The sequence below is a fragment of the Bacteroidales bacterium MB20-C3-3 genome, assembly GCA_035609245.1.
In the GTDB taxonomy this organism is placed as follows: Bacteria; Bacteroidota; Bacteroidia; order Bacteroidales; family UBA932; genus Bact-08.
On sequence record CP141202.1, the window covers coordinates 1915630 to 1938068 of the forward strand.

20 protein-coding genes are annotated in these 22439 nt (G+C 40.6%); 13 read left to right on the top strand and 7 right to left on the bottom strand.

Annotated features, from left to right (window positions below; translation table 11 throughout):
• Position 1 precedes the first annotated feature (1 nt).
• From U5907_08780 to U5907_08815, 8 genes are all read left to right on the top strand, one after another.
• Complete coding sequence (locus tag U5907_08780; GenBank protein ID WRQ32670.1) at positions 2 to 298, top strand: hypothetical protein; 297 nt, start codon at positions 2 to 4, stop codon at positions 296 to 298.
• Between the two features lie 115 nt (positions 299 to 413).
• Entirely contained in the window at positions 414 to 1535 is a 1122-nt protein-coding gene (locus U5907_08785) for an RHS repeat-associated core domain-containing protein (protein ID WRQ32671.1), read from the top strand.
• A gap of 7 nt (positions 1536 to 1542) precedes the next feature.
• A complete protein-coding gene (locus tag U5907_08790) occupies positions 1543 to 2400 on the top strand; it encodes an energy transducer TonB (protein WRQ32672.1) in 858 nt (285 codons plus the stop codon).
• Positions 2397 to 3389 carry an RHS repeat-associated core domain-containing protein gene (locus U5907_08795; GenBank protein ID WRQ32673.1) on the top strand — a complete coding sequence of 331 codons (993 nt, stop codon included), beginning with the start codon at positions 2397 to 2399 and terminating at the stop codon, positions 3387 to 3389. Before U5907_08790 ends, U5907_08795 begins: the two co-directional genes overlap by 4 nt.
• The gene (locus U5907_08800; protein WRQ32674.1) at positions 3355 to 3717 is read left to right on the top strand and encodes a hypothetical protein; all 363 of its coding nucleotides are present in this window, start codon (positions 3355 to 3357) and stop codon (positions 3715 to 3717) included. The genes U5907_08795 and U5907_08800 overlap by 35 nt, the downstream gene beginning before the upstream one ends.
• Before the next feature lie 149 nt (positions 3718 to 3866).
• On the top strand, positions 3867 to 4319 hold the full coding sequence (locus U5907_08805; protein WRQ32675.1) for a hypothetical protein: 453 nt from the start codon (positions 3867 to 3869) through the stop codon (positions 4317 to 4319).
• Positions 4267 to 5208: a hypothetical protein gene (locus U5907_08810; protein ID WRQ32676.1), complete on the top strand. Its 942-nt coding sequence runs from the start codon at positions 4267 to 4269 to the stop codon at positions 5206 to 5208. Before U5907_08805 ends, U5907_08810 begins: the two co-directional genes overlap by 53 nt.
• Positions 5209 to 5246: 38 nt before the next feature.
• Positions 5247 to 6290 carry a 4Fe-4S dicluster domain-containing protein gene (locus U5907_08815; protein WRQ32677.1) on the top strand — a complete coding sequence of 348 codons (1044 nt, stop codon included), beginning with the start codon at positions 5247 to 5249 and terminating at the stop codon, positions 6288 to 6290.
• Positions 6291 to 6947: 657 nt separating this feature from the next.
• Here the strand turns inward: U5907_08815 and U5907_08820 are convergent.
• Genes U5907_08820 through U5907_08835 form a run of 4 tightly spaced genes read right to left on the bottom strand, consistent with a single transcriptional unit; the run spans position 6948 to position 9762 of the window.
• The gene (locus U5907_08820; protein WRQ32678.1) at positions 6948 to 7877 is read right to left on the bottom strand and encodes a molybdenum cofactor synthesis domain-containing protein; all 930 of its coding nucleotides are present in this window, start codon (positions 7875 to 7877) and stop codon (positions 6948 to 6950) included.
• A 17-nt stretch (positions 7878 to 7894) separates the two neighbouring features.
• Positions 7895 to 8377 (bottom strand): cyclic pyranopterin monophosphate synthase MoaC, encoded by a 483-nt coding sequence (gene moaC, locus U5907_08825; GenBank protein WRQ32679.1) that lies wholly within the window; start codon positions 8375 to 8377, stop codon positions 7895 to 7897.
• Between the two features lie 18 nt (positions 8378 to 8395).
• Positions 8396 to 9217, bottom strand: coding sequence for a radical SAM protein (locus U5907_08830; GenBank protein WRQ32680.1), 822 nt, complete (start codon positions 9215 to 9217; stop codon positions 8396 to 8398).
• Positions 9217 to 9762, bottom strand: a complete 546-nt coding sequence (locus U5907_08835) for an RNA methyltransferase (GenBank protein WRQ32681.1) — start codon at positions 9760 to 9762, stop codon at positions 9217 to 9219. The genes U5907_08830 and U5907_08835 overlap by 1 nt, the downstream gene beginning before the upstream one ends.
• Positions 9763 to 9839: 77 nt before the next feature.
• On the opposite strand from U5907_08835, the gene U5907_08840 reads away from it, so the two are divergent.
• From U5907_08840 to U5907_08855, 4 genes are read left to right on the top strand one after another with little or no spacing between them, the layout of a single operon-like run.
• Complete coding sequence (locus U5907_08840) at positions 9840 to 10943, top strand: efflux RND transporter periplasmic adaptor subunit (GenBank protein ID WRQ32682.1); 1104 nt, start codon at positions 9840 to 9842, stop codon at positions 10941 to 10943.
• 2 nt (positions 10944 to 10945) lie between these two features.
• Positions 10946 to 13975, top strand: a complete 3030-nt coding sequence (locus U5907_08845; GenBank protein WRQ32683.1) for an efflux RND transporter permease subunit — start codon at positions 10946 to 10948, stop codon at positions 13973 to 13975.
• A 4-nt stretch (positions 13976 to 13979) separates the two neighbouring features.
• Complete coding sequence (locus U5907_08850) at positions 13980 to 15296, top strand: TolC family protein (protein ID WRQ32684.1); 1317 nt, start codon at positions 13980 to 13982, stop codon at positions 15294 to 15296.
• Between the two features lie 45 nt (positions 15297 to 15341).
• Positions 15342 to 17744 carry a TonB-dependent receptor gene (locus U5907_08855; protein WRQ32685.1) on the top strand — a complete coding sequence of 801 codons (2403 nt, stop codon included), beginning with the start codon at positions 15342 to 15344 and terminating at the stop codon, positions 17742 to 17744.
• Here U5907_08855 and U5907_08860 read toward each other — a convergent pair.
• Together U5907_08860 and U5907_08865 are read right to left on the bottom strand one after the other, a co-directional pair.
• On the bottom strand, positions 17728 to 19038 hold the full coding sequence (locus U5907_08860) for a serine hydrolase domain-containing protein (GenBank protein WRQ32686.1): 1311 nt from the start codon (positions 19036 to 19038) through the stop codon (positions 17728 to 17730). The genes U5907_08855 and U5907_08860 overlap by 17 nt on opposite strands.
• A 17-nt stretch (positions 19039 to 19055) precedes the next feature.
• The gene (locus tag U5907_08865) at positions 19056 to 20369 is read right to left on the bottom strand and encodes an MATE family efflux transporter (GenBank protein ID WRQ32687.1); all 1314 of its coding nucleotides are present in this window, start codon (positions 20367 to 20369) and stop codon (positions 19056 to 19058) included.
• A gap of 228 nt (positions 20370 to 20597) precedes the next feature.
• Between U5907_08865 and U5907_08870 the strand changes: the two genes are divergently transcribed.
• On the top strand, positions 20598 to 21683 hold the full coding sequence (locus tag U5907_08870; protein WRQ32688.1) for an AraC family transcriptional regulator: 1086 nt from the start codon (positions 20598 to 20600) through the stop codon (positions 21681 to 21683).
• 5 nt (positions 21684 to 21688) lie between these two features.
• Here the strand turns inward: U5907_08870 and U5907_08875 are convergent, their stop codons facing one another.
• The gene (locus U5907_08875; GenBank protein WRQ32689.1) at positions 21689 to 22387 is read right to left on the bottom strand and encodes a hypothetical protein; all 699 of its coding nucleotides are present in this window, start codon (positions 22385 to 22387) and stop codon (positions 21689 to 21691) included.
• Positions 22388 to 22439: the final 52 nt, after the last annotated feature.

Below are 22439 nucleotides of genomic sequence, written 5' to 3' on the forward strand. Positions count from 1 at the left end.
TATGAAACATTTTAGATGGGTTTTAATTCTGATTTCAATAGGGTTTTATGTAATAGCTATTACTGAAATATTCATGTATTTTAGAAATCCTGAAAGCTATATGCTGGGGTCTGAAGCTATGATAAGCAATGGAGGGCTATACTATAAAAGCAAAGTTGCCTTTTTGTTAATTAACTCAATACAAATAATACTTTCCATCTCGGCTATAATCTTATTTTTGAAAGCTAAAGGAATGATAGGATTTGTAATTGCAGCATTACTTGTGATTTTGCAATTTTTATTTCTTCTAATCAAGTAATAATCTAAAGCTTAGCTTGCTTAATAAAAGCATCAAGGAGAGCGAAGACATGTTGTTATTCGCCCTCTTTTAGTTTTTGTTTACCAAAAAGTCTAAAGGACTCCTGTACTAAAACGTGGATTTCAACAAAACGGGGATTTTGACAACAGGAGCAGTAGTGTACAAATCAGACAAGACACCTGACTACATACTAACCTCAAGTGGTATGATAAGAAATGATGGTGCAAACTACATACGCCAGTACAACATAACAGACCATCTGGGAAATGTCAGGTCTGTTGTAAACCAGTCCGGGACAGTTGAACAGGCTACTGACTATTACCCCTATGGATTATCATTCAGCAATAACAATCTAACTAAAAACCGCTATCTTTACAATGGCAAGGAGATCCAGAACCAGACCCTCTCCTCACAGTTCTTTGGAGTGTATGATTATGGAGCAAGGTATTACGATCCTGTGATAGGGAGGTGGATGGGGGTGGACCCACTGGCGGAAAAGTACTTCTTTTTATCCCCTTGGTCATATGTGGTTAATAATCCGATGAATGCCATAGATCCTGACGGAAGAGATGTTTGGGAAATAAATAGTCTAGGCAAAATAGTCAATCAAATTAAAGATAAAAATCAAGATGCTTTCTATATGGTTGATAAAAATGGGAACAGAACATTCACGACTGACGAAGAAGGAAATAAACATTATAACTCTATTTCATTCGAATACGGTACAATTACCAATTTTGAAAAGTCGGGATGGTTTAGCTCTACTACAAGATTTGCCGTAAATAGTGAATCTTCGGGAGCTGACTTGTTCAAGTTTTTTGCTGATAATACCAAAATAGAATATGGATTAATAAACACACAAAGCAATGGTTCAATCGTCATGACTAATAACAATGAAAGTTCAGTCAGAGCAAGTGAAACAGCCAAGAAATTAAGCGATAGAGGACAAACTGTTACTTCTGTCGTACATAATCACCCTAATAATTCCAATCCGTCAGGATTTAGAAAAGGGGATAAGAGTGGTGATAAATATGCATCAACCCTTTTATCTAATTCTCACGGTTATCAGGTTGAACGTTATGTATATCAGCCAAGAACAGGTAATTTAATTGCGTATGATGAAAAAAATATTATTGGCTCTATGTCTTGGGGATTGGTTTTCAGACCGTCAACAGCACGAAAACATCCCACTTATGCTTTAAGACAATATCCTGGTATTGGTTTACCTCCTAAATGATATGAATATGAAAAAAGTATTTAGTATCATATTCCTATTTTGCGGTTTTATTTCATGTCAATCAAAAAAAGACAATAACATTGTAGAGCTAACGGAGTTTTCAAAAGATTTAGTCTCTCTGTATATCAACAATGCTGAAAATCTAAGTGCAAAAAAAAGAAAGGACGAAATAATTATTATTTCTATAGCAGATACTTCTTTTTATTTTCTATCTGTTTTTGCAAATAACAGTAAAGAGTATATATTTTGTAGAGAAGATTTTATCGGACAAACTATGTATTTAGGACATTTAGTAAGAGTATTTGGCGATGAAAATTCTATGTTTTATTCTTTAAACGATAAAATAAACAAACAGAAGCGATGTAATGATAATTACATAGAATATGATCCAAACATGTGGCAGATTTGTTTTTACAAAGACAAAACATTCTGCAAAATGAGAACATATAAAGGTACTCCGAGCGATGATATTTCGGAAATACAAATTTTGGCTGAAAAACACTTTAATGTATCACAAAGCATAAGAGACAAAGTTTATCAATTAGACGAGATTGAGAATGAACCAAAGTTTGTTTTGGGTGAAGATACATTAAGGAAAATAATATCTTCAAACTTCATAAAGCGCAATAAAGGCCATCTAAGTAAAATTCCATTAGTTGTACATATTGTTGTAGATACAAATGGTAAAGCCACACTAAAAGGAATTGTAAAAAGTTCAAATGATGTTGAATTGGACAAAGAAGCAATAAGGGTAGCCAAAATAATTTCTCAATATGACTTTATTCCTGCATCGCACAGAGGCCAAACAGTTAGAGCCATTTATCCGATTGTTTTTTTGAAAAGCGATATTACACCAGACATATGATACGAAAAGATGGTGCAGAGTACATACGCCAGTACAACATAACAGACCATCTGGGAAATGTCAGGTCTGTTGTAAACCAGTCCGGGACAGTTGAACAGGCTACTGACTATTACCCCTATGGATTATCTTTCAGCAATAATAATCTAACTAAAAACCGTTATCTTTACAATGGCAAGGAGATCCAGAACCAGACCCTCTCCTCACAGTTCTTTGGAATGTATGATTACGGAGCGAAGTATTACGATCCCGTGATAGGGAGGTGGATGGGGGTTGATCCGTTGGCAGCAGATTATTATTCTTTGTCTCCATATGGTTATTGTGCCGGAAATCCTATTGTTTACAGTGATGAAAATGGAGAATGGATAAATTTTGTTGTCGGTTCTGTCATTGGAGCTGCTACAGATTATGCTTTACAAGTCGCAACGAATTATGTTAAAGGTAAAAAAGGACTTGAAGCGTGGACTGATGTAAGTGGAAGTTCTATTGCGGTATCAGCAGTAGCAGGAGCTACAGGGGTTGGGATTGCTACAAAAGTTGGCAAGGCAATGAAAGTAGCAAAAATGGCGAAAGGAATGAAGGCAACAATAACGGTTGGAACCGAAGTTGCAACAGATGCTGTAGTAAGTGCAACAAACCAATTAGTAACAACTGGCGAAGTAGATTTAAAAGATGTGGCAATTGATGCAACTGCTGGTCAGATAGTTGGGAAAACCGTAAGTAAGGCAGTTCAGAACAAAGCGCAAGCATCAAGAACGGCAAAGGTTTTACACAATCAAGCCGATAGAGCACAAAGAGTAGCGAAGGGAAGTCGAGAAGTGAGACAAGTTGCTGCAGATAAAGCTACTAAAAAAGCTGAAAATTTTGGAGCTGGCAGAGCAACGGCAGCAGGTGTAGCAAGCTCTGGAACAGCTTCTACTGTGGTTAGAGAGCTTGATGATAAAACAATAAATAATAATGAAAAAGTTTTTATCAACAGAGAATATAATTAGAGGGTTAATTGTAATTGCATTTATTGCTTTTGCCAGTACAAAATATGACATAAAAAATATAATAGTTGTTTTATTGGTAATATTTGGCATGACATTATTGGGAGTTAGCTTCGTATTACTTTACCAAGAAGTTAGGAGCTATTATAAGAATAAAACATGGGGTTTGTCGCAAGCTAAAACAATAATCTTTGTATCATCAATTGTGATAATACCAATGATATTTATATTGGAACTAACTCCAAATTTAAAGATATATTCATTATTGATAGTTGGAGTAGTTTTGTTAGTTCTATTTGTTTATGATTTAATAAAAAGGATGATAAAATAACAAGTGAAATTAGTTTTAATTTTTTTACTTTTTAGTCATTGCTTTTTGTGGCTTAGGTTTGTAGTAATGGTCTAAAAAATCTAGACAGGAAAAATGTTTAAATTAAATTTATTGTCGTATGAAATCAAAGCCAGGGCAGACTCTCAAAGGTGTGGAACACACTTAACGGCACAACAACAGTGACAGAAATCGCACAAACATATGATGAGTTAGAGAGGTTAACCGCCACCGCTATGGGTAACAGTATCGTGAGCACAGCATTTACATATGACATACAGAACCGTCTTCGGATGATCAACAACCCTTCATCGTTGGGTACAAAGCCTTTCGCTATGGAGCTACAGTACAATGCTCCAAATGTGAGCGGAGCGACAGCCCAGTACTCTGGCAATATCAGTGCCGTAAAATGGAGACACAACGGAGGCGGCGAACAGAGCTACATGGTTATAGTGCCTAGTTCTGCACTAGACTTAATGAACCTTGGGACTATGGGAGGATTAGTTTCGCGTGCAAAGAATAGCGAAACCGATAATAAGAAAATAAGAGATTATGCAAAAGAGGTTAGCTGTATTGGCATTTTTGATTCTAATATTTGCAAATAGTATTGATGTCTTGTCTCAGGAAAATTCTTTGAAGTGGATTCCGTTCGTATGGCAGAGTGATACCATTTCAGGCAAATTTGTTGAGAAGGCATATATGTACGTCCCGGTTAAGATTGATGATTTGCCTGAAAATTTTACGATGCAGCTTGATCTGGGTACTACAGATACACAGTTTTATGGAAACTCTGTTAAACCATACATTGCAGCATACCCCTCTTTTGCAAAGAAACTGGGATCATATGAAACATATCAGAATGTAATATTCAATGGGATTAATCTTAAGATGGGTAGTAGCAATTTTTTATTTGATGTTTGGCTGCGATCAGGCTTTGGTGAGACTATTCTCCGGGATTCACTTCATACAAGGACAGCAAAACATATTGGAACCATTGCTCCCGATATGTTCAAAGATAAAATCCTGATTATCGATTACAAAACTGCCAGGTTTGCCGTAGCAGAACAATTACCAGCAGAATTTAAAAGCATTTCAGGGGTTACATTTGAAATTATTAAGGGAATGATCATACTCCCGTTTAAGATTAACGGAGTTGTGCATAAGTTGCTGTTTGATACCGGGTCCAGCCCTTTTGCATTGGCAAGCTCAAAAAGCAGGGCCTTGGAGATAGCCGGACCGTTAATTATTGATTCATTGAGCGGTCCTTTATGGTGGGGTCAGCAGATAACATTTTACGGACTTAATGTGAACAAATCGGTTAAACTTGGAGTATATAAATTCGGAAAATCAAAAGTCTACTATGATAAAGATGGACTTTGGGAGAGAGATGTTTTTAAGCCATTAAATATATGGGGTTTGGCCGGGAATGGATTATTCCTTGATTGTGTAATTATTTTGGATTATAAGAACAAATTATTTATGATTAAAAAGTAGTAAATAATATCATCGAACCCTTTACTTATCTTTGCACTATGAATACCCGTCAACTTATTTTTCCAACTATTGTTGCAGCAATTATTGCTCTATTGCTGGTGCCTGTGCAGGTGATGCCGGAGAGGGCACTGTTGGTGGGTGAAAGGTTATTTGCGGGTGGAGGATGGGTGCAGATTGTGATGGCATCGGGGTATTCATTTTTGTTAGCCCGATATATGATGCCAAGGGAGAGCAGGAGTGTGTGGCGGAACAGATCGTGGATGTTATTTACCCTTTTTTTCTACGGTCAGCTTGCGCTGGGTATTTTTGGGGATTCATTATTTCTGATGACGGGAAAGCTGCATCTGCCTATTCCGGCGGTGATTATTGCGGGGCCTGTATATCGGTTTAGCTCATGGTTTATGCCGATTCTCTTTTTCTCTGCCATTCTGCTTGCGGGTCCTGCCTGGTGCAGCCATTTGTGTTATTTTGGGGCTCTTGACTCTGCTGCCGCAAGGGTGGGGGCAAAGCGAAAGCGAGCCGGACAGGGCTCTAAAAGAAGGGTGTTCAGGGATTGGATGTGGAGATGGAAACCGATACTTAGGGTGGGGGTGCTGATGGCAGTTGTGGCGGTGGCACTGGTGCTTCGGCTTATGAGGGGAACGGGCGATGGTGCCATAAGCCTCTTTCAGGACTCTGCAGCACTCTGGGCGATACTCTTTTTTGCTATTGGTCTGTTGATTATTCTGTTGATTTCTATGAGGCGGGGGATTATGGCTCACTGCACAGTGTGGTGTCCGGTGGGGACGGTGGTAAACTATTTGAAATATATCTCTCCTTTCAGGTTTGATGTAAAGAGGAGCGAGTGTACATCCTGTATGAAGTGTATTCCTGCCTGCAACTATGCTGCTATGAACAGGGATTCTCAAGGAAAGCTTGTTATTGGTAATGGTTGTACCTATTGTGGTGACTGTCTTACAGCTTGTCCTCACAATGCTCTTGAGTACAGATTCTTTGGGATGAGGGGCGATAGTATCGAGAGGCTGTGGATTGCGGTAACAATCATACTTCACACTCTGTTTCTTGCCATTGCCCGGGTTTAATATCTAAACTTTCCTGCATTCACAGAGTATCCGCATAACTTCCGGAGTTTTTCCTCCTCGCTCTCTTCGTTCGCTGTGGCGGAGACTCCTTCTGTTATGCGGATTACTCTGTGACCGGGAAGGTAGCTGTGTATTGCTTTGCAAATGAAACCCGCCGAAAATAGAGAACCCCGGACGGCTGTAACTTGCAAACAATGAGTGATTTAACACTTTATCCCTGGGGTGATCCCTTGGGTAAAGTGTCAATTATCAATTAATCTGCTTGTTGCAGCCGTGCGTGTTTAGACCACCTCCAGCAGATTTGCGGATACACATCGCTTTGCGAGGATTTAAATGGTGCTGCGCAATTTATACGGCCTTTGACCGGAAGGCAGGTTCCGGGTTTGGGTGGCACGAACCTCCACGGAGTTAAATTTCAAGGTGTTCCAAAATATAAATCTTTCAAAACCAATAAATTATATTTTACAACTAGCACAAAACGAGGTTAATGGAGGTTCGTCCCACCCACGCCTGTTAGCCTATCCTTGGGTTTAAATGCTCCGCAATCCTTCCCCGGCCAACCGAGCCACGAAGGAACCTCCGCCACAGCGAACGAAGAGAGCGAGGAGGAAAAGTTCCGGAGGGGCTTCGGTTGACCGGGGAAGGGTGAAGGGTTATCTAGTGCGAATCAATCCCGCTCATCATCGCAAAAAGGTGGTTGAGCATAGGTAGAATCTCTGACATATACTCCTTAACTGCCTTAACGCTGCCGGGCAGGACAAATATTAGGGATTTGCCGGAAACGCCTGCAATACTTCTGCTCAGAAGTGCATTAGGTTTTTCAGCTCCGTATTTTAATCTTATATAGTCCATAATTCCGGGAATCTCCTTGTCCAGTAGCGGCTTTACAACATCAGGGGTAAAGTCTCTCGGGCCGATTCCTGTTCCGCCGGTGGTGATAATTATCTCGTGTCCCTCTGAAACCATTCGCCTGATTTCGGTTTCAAGCATCTGCGGATTATCAGGAAGAAGTTTATAGTCGCAGGAGAGGCTCCGTTTTGTTTCACTGAACCATTTGCCCATTAACTCCTCTGCAAGAGGGCCGCTTAGGTCTTTGTATTCTCCCTCGAATGCTCTGTCGCTGAGGGTTATGACTCCTGCCCTCCAGGTCTTCTTCTTATAAGTAAGTTTGTCTCCTGCCCTCATCTCGCCACATTTAAGAACCCTTGCAAATATCCCCTCTTTGGGCATAATGCAGGCTCCGGTGTCGCGAAAGATTGCGCAACCATCACCGTGGCACTTTTTTCCTATCTGAGTAACCTCCATCAGGATTGTGTCGTTCATAAGCTGGTCTCCGGGCATCATCTCGTTAAGAACCATCCCTTTTGTAGTGATGTTCTCGGCAAACTCTCCCCATTTAAACTCCCTGCCTGTTATGGCCGAAAACTTCTCAAAGCTCTCCGCTCCAAGCAGACTCACCTGTCTGTGCCACTTGCCGGCGTGGGCATCTCCGGGAATCCCCTCGGGGGTAAGTTGGATATTATCAACGGGGAGTTTGATCTCTCCCTTTTTTACAGAAATATTTACCGATATTATTTCAAGTTCCATTTTGTATCTCTGTTTTGCTATTTAATCTCCTCTTTGCTCTTTGAGAGGAGTTCAATGTTGGTTATTATCATGTTTTTATCCACCGCCTTGCACATATCGTAAATGGTAAGCAGCGCTACCGATACAGCTGTCAGCGCCTCCATCTCTACTCCGGTATTGCCGTTGCATGAGGCGAACCCCTCGGCAGTGACTCCGTCATCCTGGACGGTGATTTTGACATCGGCCTTATTAAGATTTAACTGATGGCAGAGTGGAATCAGTTCAGGGGTCTTTTTGGCAGCCATTATTCCGGCAATCTGGGCTACTGTTAGCAGGTCTCCCTTTTTCAGCCCGTTCTCCCTGATAAGTGCTATGGTTTCAGGTGAAAGTAGTATCCTCCCCCTTGCTGTCGCCTTTCTTGCCGATACAGGTTTGGCCCCCACATCCACCATGTTTGCACGCCCCTTTTCGTCTGTATGGGTGAGCATTTTGCCGTTTTTAGAATTTGTATCTTCTGACATAATCATCCTCCTGAATTATTATCCGCCTATATTATAGAATTTTCCGGTATCATTATGGGAGCCCTTTGCCGGTTTGTTTTTTACAGCCATCTCAAGAGCCTTCTCTGCTCCGTACTCTCTTATGCTGTATCCAAGGTCGCTGAAGAGGCAGGGTTTTACCAATCCGTTTGCCGTAAGCCTTACTCTGTTGCACCTTGGGCAGTCTCCGCCGTCTCCGCCGTCAACTATACCAAACGAGCCGGTATGGAGATCCATCATCTTTATAAATCTCACCTCAATTCCGTTTATACCTGAAAGAGCTCTCTCCTGAGCAAACTTTAGTACGCTTTGAGCATCAGGCTCGTTTCTGTCACTATTTACAACGCAGTTAAGTTTGATAGGTAGAAGCCCGGCACTCTTTGCCGCCTCAATTCCATCAAAAACTTTGTTTATATCTCCGCCTCTGGTAATCTCTCTGTACCTGTCAGGATCTGCAGTATCAAGACTTATATTTATTCTCATAAGCCCTGCTTTTGCAAGTTCCTCTGCGAATTGAGAGAGCAGCTGCCCGTTTGTAGTCATTGAGAGGTCAGTAATTCCCTCAATTGAGGCCAGTCTGCGAACAAGTTCCGTAATCCCTTTTCTAACCAGCGGCTCACCGCCTGTAATCCGCACTTTATTAACTCCACTTGAGACAGCAACTCTTGTAAACTCCTCAATTTCGTTAAATGTCAGAATCTCACTGTGGTCAACAAGGGGAATCCCCTCTTCAGGCATACAGTATGTACACCTAAGGTTGCATCTGTCTGTAACGGAGATTCTGAGATATGTTATTGCTCTTTTGAGCGGATCATACATCATTATTGGTTCCTCCCAATGTGTTTGGAAAACTCCCAGAGAACAACACCTATGCTGACAGATACATTTATTGAGTGTTTTGTTCCGTGTTGTGGTATTTCAAGAACAGTGTCACTCATGTCAACAACCTCCTGACTAACCCCTTTAACCTCGTTTCCAAAAATCAGAGCGTACCTTCTGTCTCTGTCAAGTTTAATATCGTTTAGCATTATAGAGTTTTCAGTTTGCTCAACTGATATAGCTTCATACCCCTCTGCTTTTAGCCTCTTTACGGCATCAGTGCTCTCCTCAAAATACTCCCAGGGAATTGTGTTTTCTGCTCCAAGCGCAGATTTGTGTATTTCAGCAGATGGTGGAGTGGCACAAATCCCGCAAAGTATTATTTTCTCTGCGGCAAATGCATCGGCACTCCTGAAGGCAGCGCCAATATTGTGCTGGCTTCTCACATTGTCCAGTACTATTATTACCGGCATCTTATCTGCTGAAGAATACTCATTTGCTGAGATTCTGCCAAGCTCACTGTTAAGTAATTTTCTGAATTTGCTCATAACTAATTGCAAATATACTCATACCATTTTAAACTTTTTGCCGCCTCAATGGTCAAAGTAAAATAAATTTTACTTTGATGAAACAGAGACAGAAGTACATCCTTTATGCCGCTATTCCGATTGTGTTAGCCGGGTCAATCATTGGCTACAACAAATTGTTCAATAAACCGGAAATTAATGAAGAGCCCATTTCCCGTCCTATGGGTGAGGGAAACAGAGGGGGAGGCGGAGGAGGAAGAGCTTTGCCTGTATCAGTATATATCGCAGAATATATGACTTCAGATGAGGGTAAACTTGCAATAGGCACTCTTACTCCCAATGAAAGGGTGGATGTGGTTAGTGAACTCTCCGGCAGGGTAACTGAGATTAATTTTCGTGAGGGTGAGCTTGTAAGAAAAGGGACAATACTGGTAAAGCTAAATGATGATGAGCTTGTTGCTCAGCTTGTAAAGGCCGAGTATCAGTATAAACTAATTGAGCAGAGACTCGAGCGTCAGAAGATTCTTCTTGAGAGGGATGCTGTTAGCCGTGAGGATTATGACAAGGTGCTTACTGAGTTTAATGTTTTAAAGCAGGATATTGAGCAGTTGAAAATAAGGATTGAGAAGATGAAGGTAAGGGCCCCTTTTGATGGAATGATTGGTTTCAGAGATGTGAGCCTTGGAGCCTTTCTGCAACCCAATACAAAAATATCTACACTTGTAGATGTGGCAAATCTTAAGCTTGAATTTGCCATCCCTGAGAAATATATTAATGATGTTAAGAGTGGCTCTTCTGTTTCATTTACAGTGGAGGGAACAGGCAAAACTTTCTCTGCCAGGGTTTATGCCGTAGATCCTCAGGTTGAGGTTAAAACAAGAACGCTTATGCTTAGGGCCAGATATACAAATACGGGACTAATGCTTAAACCAGGTATGTCTGCAAAGGTATCTTTCTCAACAACCGCAGGGGCAAATAATATATATGTACCTAATCAGGCAGTGGTGCCGGATGTAAAGGGGCGCTCAGTGTGGGTTATGAAGGGGGGCAAGGCAGAGCTTGTACAGGTTCAGTCAGGAACAAGAACGGCAGATATGCTTGAGATACTCGGCGGACTGGAGAGGGGTGATACAATCATTACCACAGGGCTTATGCAGCTGAGGCCGGGGATTCAGGTATCACCACAAACAATAATGAATTAGATATGAGTATAAGCAGTACAACCATAAACAGACCGGTACTGGCTACAGTACTAAGCCTTCTGATAGTAATTTTTGGTGTTATCGGATATACATCGCTGGGTGTCAGAGATTACCCCAGTGTGGATAACCCTGTAATTTCTGTCAGGTGTGGATTTCCCGGCGCTAATGCAGATGTTATTGAAACACAGATCACTGAGCCTTTAGAGGCCGCAGTAAATGGTATTCCGGGAATCAGGGCTATCTCCAGCACAAGCCGAGATGGATCAAGTTCAATAAATATTGAGTTTAACCTGGAGGTTGATTTGGAGACTGCTGCAAATGATGTTCGCGACAAGGTGTCAGGAGCTATGAGAAGACTGCCTCAGGATGTAGATCCCCCTGTGGTTGAGAAGTCTGACGCAGATGCTCAGCCAATATTTACGGTAACACTTCAAAGTGAGTCAAGAGATATTATTGACCTTAGCGAATATGCAGAGGTTAACTTTAAGGAGAGACTTCAGACAATAAGCGGAGTAAGCTCTGTAGGTGTCTGGGGATCAAAGAGATATTCTGTGAGAATGAGGATGGATCCCATTCTTCTTGCTGCATACAAAATTACACCACTTGATGTGAGGCAAGCTGTGTCCAGAGAGAATGTCGAGCTTCCTTCAGGTATGGTGGAGGGTTCCACTATGGAGCTTACTGTAAGAACGCTAGGCCGATTAAGAACCATTGAGGATTTTAATAATTTAATAATCGCCAGAAGCGGAGAGAGAATTGTTCGCTTTTCCGACATCGGCTCTGCTGAGGTGGACGCTGAGAACACCAGATCCATTTTAAAGAGGAATGGTGTGCCTATGGTCTCCTGTGTAATAGTTCCGCAGCCAGGTGCAAATTATATAAATATTGTTGATGATGCAAAGAGGGTTGTTGAGGAGCTTAAAAGGACAATTCCTGAAGATATTGAGGTTGGAATTGGTTTTGATAACACAGTGTTTATAAGGGATTCAATAAGTGAGGTTCAGATGACAATTCTTCAGGCTTTTTTACTTGTGATTCTTATTATATTTCTGTTTCTGAGAAACTGGAGGACCACTCTTATTCCAATTATTGCTATTCCTATCTCTGTAATTGGAGCCTTTTTCATAATGTACATAGCAGGCTTTTCAATTAATATTCTAACTCTTCTTGCAATTGTACTCTCGATTGGTCTTGTTGTGGATGATGCAATTGTTGTAATGGAGAACATTTATACAAAGATAGAGAGAGGTGTCCCTCCAAAAGAGGCAGCTATCGAGGGGTCAAAAGAGATATTCTTTGCCGTAATTGCAACGACAATAACATTAGTTGCGGTTTTCTTTCCAATTGTGTTTCTGCAGGGGGTAACAGGCAGACTATTCAGAGAGTTCTCTTTTGTAATAGCTGGTGCTGTGATAATTTCAAGTTTTGTGGCTCTTACATTTACCCCAATGATCTCAAGTAAACTATTAAAAAAGGATGCGAAGGAGAACAGATTCTACAGATGGACTGAGCCCTTTTTTGTATGGCTAAATTCTGTGTACGCCTCATCACTGGATAAGTTTTTGAAAAAAAGATGGATGGCGGTGGTATTTCTGTTAATCTCCTTTGGAGTGATATTTTACCTTTGGACAACCATACCATCTGAGATGGCACCTCTTGAGGACCGATCAATGATAAATGTTTCCAGCACGGCTCAGGAGGGTGCAACATACGATTATATGCTAAAATACACAGATGATTTGTATGGTGTTGTAAGAGAAGAGGCTCCTGAAGCAGAAAATATCCTCCAGATGGTTGGAATGGGTGGCAGAAACAGATCAAATTTCTCGATCTCTCTTGTAGACCCTCTCTCAAGGAATAGAACTCAGCAAGAGATTGCAGACGCCCTCTCTCCAAAAGTTGCAATGCTTACCGGGGCAAGGAGCTTTGTTAATCAGCAGCAGACATTCGGCGGAAGAAGAGGAGGAATGCCTGTTCAGTATGTAATTCAGGCAAAAAACCTGGATTCATTGAAGAGAATTATACCGGTTTTTATGTCAGAGGTAGCCCAAAGCGAAGTCTTTTCAAATTCTGATGTTAATCTGAAATTTACAAAACCGGAGCTTAGTATAAGTATTGACAGGGATAAGGCCTCACTGATGGGAGTCTCCATTCAGAATATTGCTCAGACACTCCAGCTCTCAATGAGTGAGCAGAGGATTGGCTACTTTATCAGAAATGGTAAGCAATATCAGATTATGAGTCAGATTGACCAGAGTATGAGGAATAAGCCTGTGGATCTGGCAAATATTTATGTTAGAAATGATGCCGGTGAATTAATCCAGCTGGATAATCTTATTACTATGGAAGAGAGCAGTATGCCACCTCAGCTTTTCAGGTACAACAGATTTGTGTCTGCTACCGTATCTGCGGCACTTTCAAAAGGTTATACGCTGGGGCAAGGTATTGAGGAGATGGATAAAATTGCAGACAGATTACTCAATCCTGATGATTTCACAACCACTCTGTCAGGTCAGTCTAAAGACTTTGTAGAGAGTACATCCAGTCTTCTGTTTGCTTTTCTTCTTGCACTTTTGCTGATCTACCTTATCCTCTCTGCACAGTTTGAAAGCTTCAGGGATCCGCTGATAATAATGTTTACAGTTCCGCTGGCCCTTTTTGGTGCTCTCCTCACACTTAAACTTTATGGCCAGACAATGAATATCTTTAGCCAGATTGGGTTGATAATGCTAATTGGACTTGTCTCCAAAAATGGTATCCTTATGGTAGAGTTTGCTAACCAGAGGAAATTGGCTGGGCTTGATAAACTGGCTGCAATCAGAGACTCTGCTGCATCAAGGTTCAGACCGATTCTAATGACAAGTCTATCTACAATTTTGGGAATATTACCAATGGTATTTGCAACCGGTGCGGGGGCAGAGAGCCGTGTTTCAATGGGTGTAGCTGTTGCCGGAGGGTTGATATTTGCCACATTCTTTACACTCTATATTATCCCTGCTATGTACTCATATATATCATCTTCAAATAAGTAGTGCAATGACAACCAAATTCAAAACATTTTCACTTGCAATTGCCTTTGCATTAATAACCCCACTATCCGCACAAAACTCCAGAAATATTGAATATCTAACTCTGGAGGGGTGTATTGAGAGGGCATTGGAGGCAAACTATTCAATAATAATATCCGGGAATAACCTTGAAATTTCCAGGAATAATGTTACTCTGGCACCTTTTCTGCCAACAATCTCTGCCAGCTCCAGGCAGAGTGCAAACAGCGGAGTTCAAAGGAATATAAATGAGGCTGGAGATAGGGTAAAATCTACTGCTTCAGGAAATTCTGTTATTAATGGTGCAAATTTGAACTGGCGCCTTTTTGACGGCCTTTCAATGTTTGCAACAAGAGATAAACAGGAGGAGCTGCTTAGACAGGGAGAGTATAATTTCAGAGCTGTCTCTGAAAATCTTGTTATGAAGATTTCTTCCCAATATTTCAATATTATTAGTTTGCAGAACAGGTTCAAACTCCTCAATGAGGTAGCCTCTATTTCAAAGGAGCGGTATGAACAAGCTTTAATAAAGTATAATATTGGAAGTGGCTCAGGTCTTGAGCAGATGCAGGCAAAGATCTATCTTAACAGCGACTCCTCATCTCTGCTTCAGGCTACCGAAAATATAAAGAACGCATACATTGAACTCTTTAAACTAATGAACATACCATTAGATTCAAAATATGCAATAAAGGATACAATTATATCCGAGCCACAACTTGATGTAGCCCATCTTCTAAGTAATGCAGACAAAAATAACACAACTCTTTTAGCCCTGAGGGCAGGAGAGGAGGTGGCAAGTCTGGATACCAGAATCGCAAAAGCATCACGCTATCCTGTTATTGATCTCTCTGCCGGATATAACTATAACTTTAACCAGAGTGGGTACTACCCATCCAGATATAATGAATCCAACGGCCTTAACTGGGGCTTTTCACTTTCTGTCCCAATATTTTCAGGTAACGAAATAAACAGAAGGGTGAAAAATGCAAAAATTCAGCAGGAGAATGCAAGACTCACTTATGAGCAGGAGAGGCAGGAGCTTATGAGTGAACTCCATCAACTTTATAATATATATCAATATCATTTAAGGATGATTGAGTTTGAAGAGGAGAACAGAGAGGCTGCGCTTCTTAATCTTGAGGCAGCAAGAGAGAGATACAGACTTGGGTCACTATCCGGAATTGAGTTCAGAGATATTCAGCTCTCATATCTCAACTCTGCAGACAGAAGATTAAACGCAATTTATCAGGCTAAAATTTCTGAAATTACTCTTCACTTGATGGCCGGTGAACTGTTTAATTAGATTGTTGTTGTTCAGTGAAACATTTTCACTGACAATAACAATTCTATGAAAAAGGCGTATATCTGTTTTTTAACTATATTAATATCAACTTTCTCATTTTTACCTACCCTGGCTGAAGAGTCTGCCGCAGATTATTCTATCAGAGGAGTGGTTATAGATAAATTCTCCAGAGAACCGGTATCATTTGCTACTGTCTCTGTATTTCAGGGGACAAAATTTGCAATCACTGATTCCCTGGGAAGATTTTCAATTGAGGGGCTTCCTGCAGGGGCATACAGGCTTAAGGTTGATCTTTTAGGATACAACCAATTTATAACAGAAGAGATGATGCTATCAATAAAGGGCTCATTTCTCAATATTGAGCTGGAAGAGGAGAGCGTGCTACTTGCCGCTGCAACAGTTAAGCCAAAGGCAAATCCCTTCAGAAGGATACCGGAGACCCCTCTCTCTCAGCGAACAATAGGTGTGCAGGAGATTGAGAGAAATCCCGGTGCAAACCGGGATATATCCCGTGTAGTTGCCTCTCTTCCCGGAGTGGCAAATGTTGTAGGAGGAGGTTTTCGCAATGATATTCTTGTAAGAGGCGGTGGCCCTGCAGAAAATAAGTACTTCCTCGACGGGATAGAGGTCCCTTCAATAAACCATTTCAGTACTCAGGGCTCTTCAGGAGGACCTGTCGGGATAATTGATGCCGATTTTATCCGTGAAGTTGATTTTTATGGTGGTTCATTCCCTGTAGCCAGGGGTGGTGCAATTAGTTCCGTACTGGATTTTAAACTAAAGGAGGGAGATCCGCTTAACAATACATATAAGTTTACGGTAGGTGCATCAGAGGCCGGATTCGGCTCAAATGGGCACCTTACAAAAAGGACAAGCTATCTTGCCTCAGTAAGGGTCTCTTATTTGCAATTTCTCTTCAGAGCTATCAACCTCCCTTTTTTGCCCACTTTTACAGATATGCAGGTTAAACTTAAGACCCGCTTTGACAACAAGCACGAACTTACCTTTATTGCTTTAGGTGGTCTGGATGATATGACACTTAATGATGATACCGGAGGTAAGGAGTCAAATGAGTATATACTGGCCTATCTTCCGGTTATTCAGCAGGAGGTTCTTACAACAGGGCTGGTTTACAGATACTACTACGGATCAAATAACTTAAGCCTCTTTCTCAGTCAGAGCTATCTGAACAACAGAAACACCAAATATGCAGGAAATGATGACTCATCCGAGGATAATCTATCACTGAAATACAGATCTGTAGAGCAAGAGACAAAATTCAGAGCAGAAAATCTTGTCAGGTTTGGGGATTTCAGGGTTATTACCGGTGTGGGGCTTGAGCTTCCCCTTTACTCAAATAGCACTTTTCAGAGAATTTTCCTTCAGAATCCAGTCACTGTAGATTACAATAGTGATCTTAGTTTTTTAAAGTATGCTGTATTTACAAATGCAAACTATACCTCTCCGGATAAAAGATTTACTGCAAATCTGGGTATCCGCTTTGATGGAAATTCCTATTCTGACAAGATGGCAAATCTCTTCAGGCAATTTTCTCCAAGGTTATCACTCTCATATGAACTTCTAAGTGATTTTTATCTGAATGCAGGGGTAGGCAGATATTATCAGCTCCCACCATACACGGCACTTGGATACAGAGATCTTCAAGGAGATCTTGTAAATAAGGAGCTTGAATATATTGGGTCAGATCAAATATCTGCCGGAGTAGATTATAGAAATTCAAATGGTGTTCAGCTGGCTGCCGAACTCTTTTACAGAAATAATTTCAATGGTATGTGGTCTGTAAGGGATTCAATTCCTGTTGAAGGGAAAGGAATCAACTACGGAGTCTCCGGAAATGAAGAGATTACATCTACTTTAAAAAGCAGATCTTACGGAGTTGAATTCTCTGCCAGATGGTTTCTTGCAGACAAGTTTAACCTTCTTGGGTCCCTAACCATTTTCAGGAGTGAGTATAACACTCCGGATAATAATTGGATAGCAAGAACCTGGAATAACAAGAGATTGCTTACCCTGTCAGCAGGGTACAAGTTTCCTAAGAACTACTTTGCAGGGGTGAAGTACAGGTACTCCGGAGGAGCTCCTTATACTCCTCTTGATGAGTATAAATCCTCTCTTGTTAATGCCTGGGACGCATCCGGGAGGGCATATCCAAATTACGCTCTTTATAATTCGCAGTATCTGGGGATATTCAACCAGCTTGATATCAGGGTAGATAAAGAATTTTATTTTAACAAATTTGCATTGAAAGTTTATCTTGATGTTCAGAATGTAACGAACTTTGACTACAAGTCAGGAGATGTTCTGGTTAGTACCGGAAGGATTGTAAATCCGGAAGTTCCCGGAGGAGAGCAGAGGTATGAGATGAAAAGAATATCCCTCACAGAGGGGACAATTTTGCCATCAATAGGAATTACGGTAGAATTCTAAGATCAAATAGATTTCTCTCCGGCCAGTTTGTGATTTTATTGAGCCCGTTTTTAACAAGATTGTCAATCTGTCTTGGAAAGCGGGCTCCTTTCCAAGAGCTTGTATTGGTAATAAGTACCCAGGAGACACCGTTTTTCTGGTATTTTAAAAGGGCACTGGATCCGGAGAGTGTTCCTGTTCTTGACCACTCGCCTGAAGAGGTTACCTTTGCCCAGCCAACAGGAAGTATCTGAGGAGTACTGGATGTCATAATACCGATACTCTGATTAGAGATGATATCTGCAACACCCCCCTTCCCATCAATGGATGCAACAAAAAGAAGAATCTCTGAGGGTGATGCGACCCAAGCTCCTGCCCCCTGAAGGGCTTTTATATTATTACCTCCGTAACAACGCTGAACCATCCGTCCACTTCCGTCAAAAGCCTCAACCAGCGGTTCATTTGAGGGTTCGTAATATCTTACTTCGTTCTGGAATTTCTCTGTATAGAGATTGTTTGCAATATGCATATCTGAAATGCCTGCAGGTTTAAGGATCATCTCCTTTATATACTCTTCATAACTCATCCCTGTGACCTCTTCAATAACTCTTGAAAGGATAACATAACCAAGATTTGAGTACCTGGTACCATTGCCCGGTGCAAATCCCAGCCTTCCGGAGGCACAGTATTTAATAATCTGATCGTTATCCGGGATTGTGTCCATCTTCAACCTTGAAGACATCAGGGTTGTGTTAAACATAGGGTCACCTCCCCTGAGAGTAAAACCGCCTCTGTGTCTGAGCAGATGTTCAATTGTAATATTTCTTACTCTTGGGTCCTTGATCTCCTCATCTGAAGGGAAGGGGAGAATGCCCTCTTTTCCAAAAACCTTACTGTCAAGCGATAAAAGAGAATCTTCAGCAAGCTTCATAATACCCGCTGCTGTAATCAGCTTTGAGAGTGACGCAATCCTAAGAATATGCCCGGGCTCCATTTTTATACCTGCCTGCTCATCGGCCCATCCGTACCCTTTTGAATATATCAGCTTTTCATCCTTCATTACAGCAAGAGAGGCCCCTTTAATCTGCCATTGCCTCATAAACTTCTCTATCTGAGAATCCAGTTTTTTTGTCTCTTCTAGTTGGTTAAGATTGTTGCTTATAAGTAAATTGAGTGAGAGCTCCTGTGGCTCTTCATTAATCTCTTCAGTGCTCTCTTTTATGCTTTTTATTCCTGCTGAAACTGAAATAACGGCAACTACTGCAGCGGCCAGTACAAGAAGTTTAAGTCTGTTGCCTTTTCTGGATCTTTTCATTCCTCAAAAATATAAAATTATTTCGTGAGCTTTGAGAATCTTCTTATGAAAAGTATTGATGCTACCAGCAATCCAAAAGCAAATCCTGACATAAGTCCTGCTTCGCCAAGCTTTAATACAAATCCACCAATGTATGCAACGGGCAGTGATATAAATAGATATGAGATGATGGCAAGGAGCATCGGTTTTTTTGTATCTGTCAGTCCTCTCAGGGCTCCCAGAGCGGTGACCTGGAGGCCGTCAAATAGTTCAAAAAGAGCTACTACATAGAAAATTTTAACAGCGATTGCTGTAACCTCTTTGTCGGATGTAAAAAGCAGTGCAATAGATTCTCCAAAAAGGAGAAATATGAGTGCAGCTGTACCCATAATAATTGTTGAGAGCTTTATCCCTGTGAAACCTCTGGTTCTGGCTTCTGAAAGGTTTCCTTTTCCTGCAGAGTGGCTAACCAGAATAGTTGAGGCTGCAGCTACTCCGTTTGCTATCATAAATGTGAAATTTATCATTGTCTGAACAATCTGATTGGCTGCCAGAGATTTTGTTCCCATCCACCCCATCATAAATGTGATTGCGCTTAAAGAGAAAAACTCAATAACCATTTGTCCTGATATAGGAAGACCAATTTTTATAAGATGAAGGTGCTCTTTTACTGAAAAGTGAGCTATCCGGAACATGTTCAAGAATCTTCTGTACCCCACTTTTTTATTTATTAAAACGAGTAGCATAACAGGCATAAGAAGTCTTGAGATTAGGGTCGCCAGACCGGCTCCGTCAATTCCCATCACCGGGAAGCCTAGTTTTCCGTAAATGAACAAATAGTTGAGAAATATATTTATCAGATTGGCAATAAGTGTGATATACATCGATATGTGAGTATTTCCAATCCCCTCCAGAAACTGTTTGCCTGTAAGAAAGATCATCATTGGAATCAGTGAGATTGATACCATAATATAGTACTCATTCATAAGGGAGGTTACCTCTTCCGGCTGTCCCAGGAGGGGCAGCAGAGGTATTAGAGCAAAGAGAATTGCAACAAGCAATAATGAGAAGAACAGATTTAAGGAGAGTGAGTTTTGGAAATACCCTGACACTCTGCGGAACTCGCTTCTTGCCCAGTGCATCCCTGCGACAGGAGTAAGTCCTATGGTAAGTCCGAGACCTATTACCATAATATTGGTGATTACCGCTCCCGCAAAAGATACAGCTGCCAGTGGTACTGCTCCGGTTCTCCCTACCATTACGCTATCTGCAATTTGTACGACAGATTGCCCTGCCAGAGATAATATCACAGGAGCCGCTATTCTAAAATTCTCCCTATAATTATTTGCCACAGAAATCTTATTATTAGTAACGAAATGTTTGAAAAAGGTCACAAATTCCTCTAAAAAAAGTTAAAATCGTTATAATTATTAAAAAATGTTTTTATATTTGTATTACAAAAGTGGTTGCAAAAGTCACTGCGATGGCAGACCTGGAAAATTGGGGGTTAGTTTTCCTTGTCTGCCATCATTCTTTTTTATCCATATTTTTATAACTTTGGATTGTGCAAATATACCTCTATGTTTAAAGATATTGTAACACTTCTTCCCTTTTTTGTTTGTTTCTTCTGGACTGCTGTCCTTCTGACAGATATAAAAAAAAGTAAATTCCCCATTAGAATCCTTACGATTTTTATGACTGTGTCAACAGTCCTCTATTTTTCTCATGCAGTCTATTTTTACGGCTATATTCAGGCATACTCCGTTATTGATCCTCTGTACACTCTTGCTTCACTATCGGTATATCCCATTTTCTACATTTATATTAAATCTCTGTCAGACGAACCAAAGCTCTCTATTGGAAATCTCTATCTATTTCTCCCTGCAATAGCAGGATCTCTGTTATCTCTGATTGCGCATCTCTTTTTTGAGCAGTTTGTAGATGTTGCAGGCAAGCTTAGCAGAGTGATTTTTGTTGTACAGGTTCCAATGTGTGTAATATATGGTGGAAGTCATATCAGAAACTATCATAAAAAGATAAGAGAGTTCTACTCTTCAACAGAGGGAAGGGAGCTGGGATGGCTAAACAGAATGCTATTCCTCCTCTTTTTTACAGGTGTGATTTCTGTGCTCGCCGGAATACTCGGAAGAGAGTACTTTGATGATAATCCTGTTGTACTCATGATTCCATCACTTCTGTTTTCAACGATGCTCTTTTATATCGGTTACACAGGCTATATCCATAAATTTTCTGTGGTTGATTTTAATTTTGATAATATTGACAAGGGATCTAATGGAGACGTGAAGGATACTCACCACGGAATTCAGGATAAAACCAGAGATAAACTGCAAAGTGATATTGTTGATCTTTTTGAGAAAAAGCAGTTTTTTAAAAGAACTGATTTACGGATTACCGATGTTTCATCAGAGCTTGGAACAAACAGATCATATGTTTCTGCTGTTGTAAATACTATTTACAATTCTAATTTTACAGATTTTGTAAATCATTACAGAGTAGAATATGCAAAGAAACTGTTAAAGGCAGAAGAGAACCATATCCTGGATTATATTGCTGAGGAGTCCGGATTTGCTTCAGTAAACTCTCTTTTACGCGCCTTTAGAAAGGAGACAGGTACAACTCCTGGGCAATTCAGAAAAATGCAGTGAATCAGTTAATTTGCGAGATTCATTGAGATAGATTTTAAAATCTCTCTCTCCTCTTTGTTGTAAAGGATTATTTCCCAAAGAGGTTTCAGATGGTCGTTAAAGATAATCAGCAGAGCAATAAAGATTACTACTGCAAGAATAATAATCATCCATTTTAAAGCACTTTTTTGTATTTTAAAATTTGAAGCTCTCCTTTCTGAGGAGAGTTTTTTAATTATCTCCTCCTCTGAAAATATTTTAAGCCTTCTTGATTTGAGTTGCTCAACAGAGCCCTCCTTTTCCAGAATTTTTAATTTGATTGGCTCAAGTCCAAATGAGTCTTTGCTTATGAAAAGGTCTTGATCTACAACAAAAGAGGTTGTTCCCCTCTCGTTGATTCTCAGATATCCAAGTTCAGGAAAATCAACCCTCTTTTTAATATCAAGCTCTGTGTTAACAGAGGCAATAAAAAGTCCAAGTTCAATTTTAGCCTTTTCAGGTTTTAACCCGCTTTTTTGAGAGTATCTCTCCTCCAGAAGTCCGTCATTCCATGTCTCTTTACTTCTGAATAAAACCCTTCTGAATGGAGGATGAAGAATTGTAGCCTTGTCTGAAAAAACTGACGGAGCCGGCTCCACAACGAAGCTGCCCATCCCCGGAAGAGAGACTCTGTCGTTTTCAGTAATCAGTTCTTTGATAAGCTCAGAAATCAGTTGAATATCCATAAAGCCTTTTAAGTATTCACAAAGTTAAAAAAAATTGCTTTAAAGATTTGGA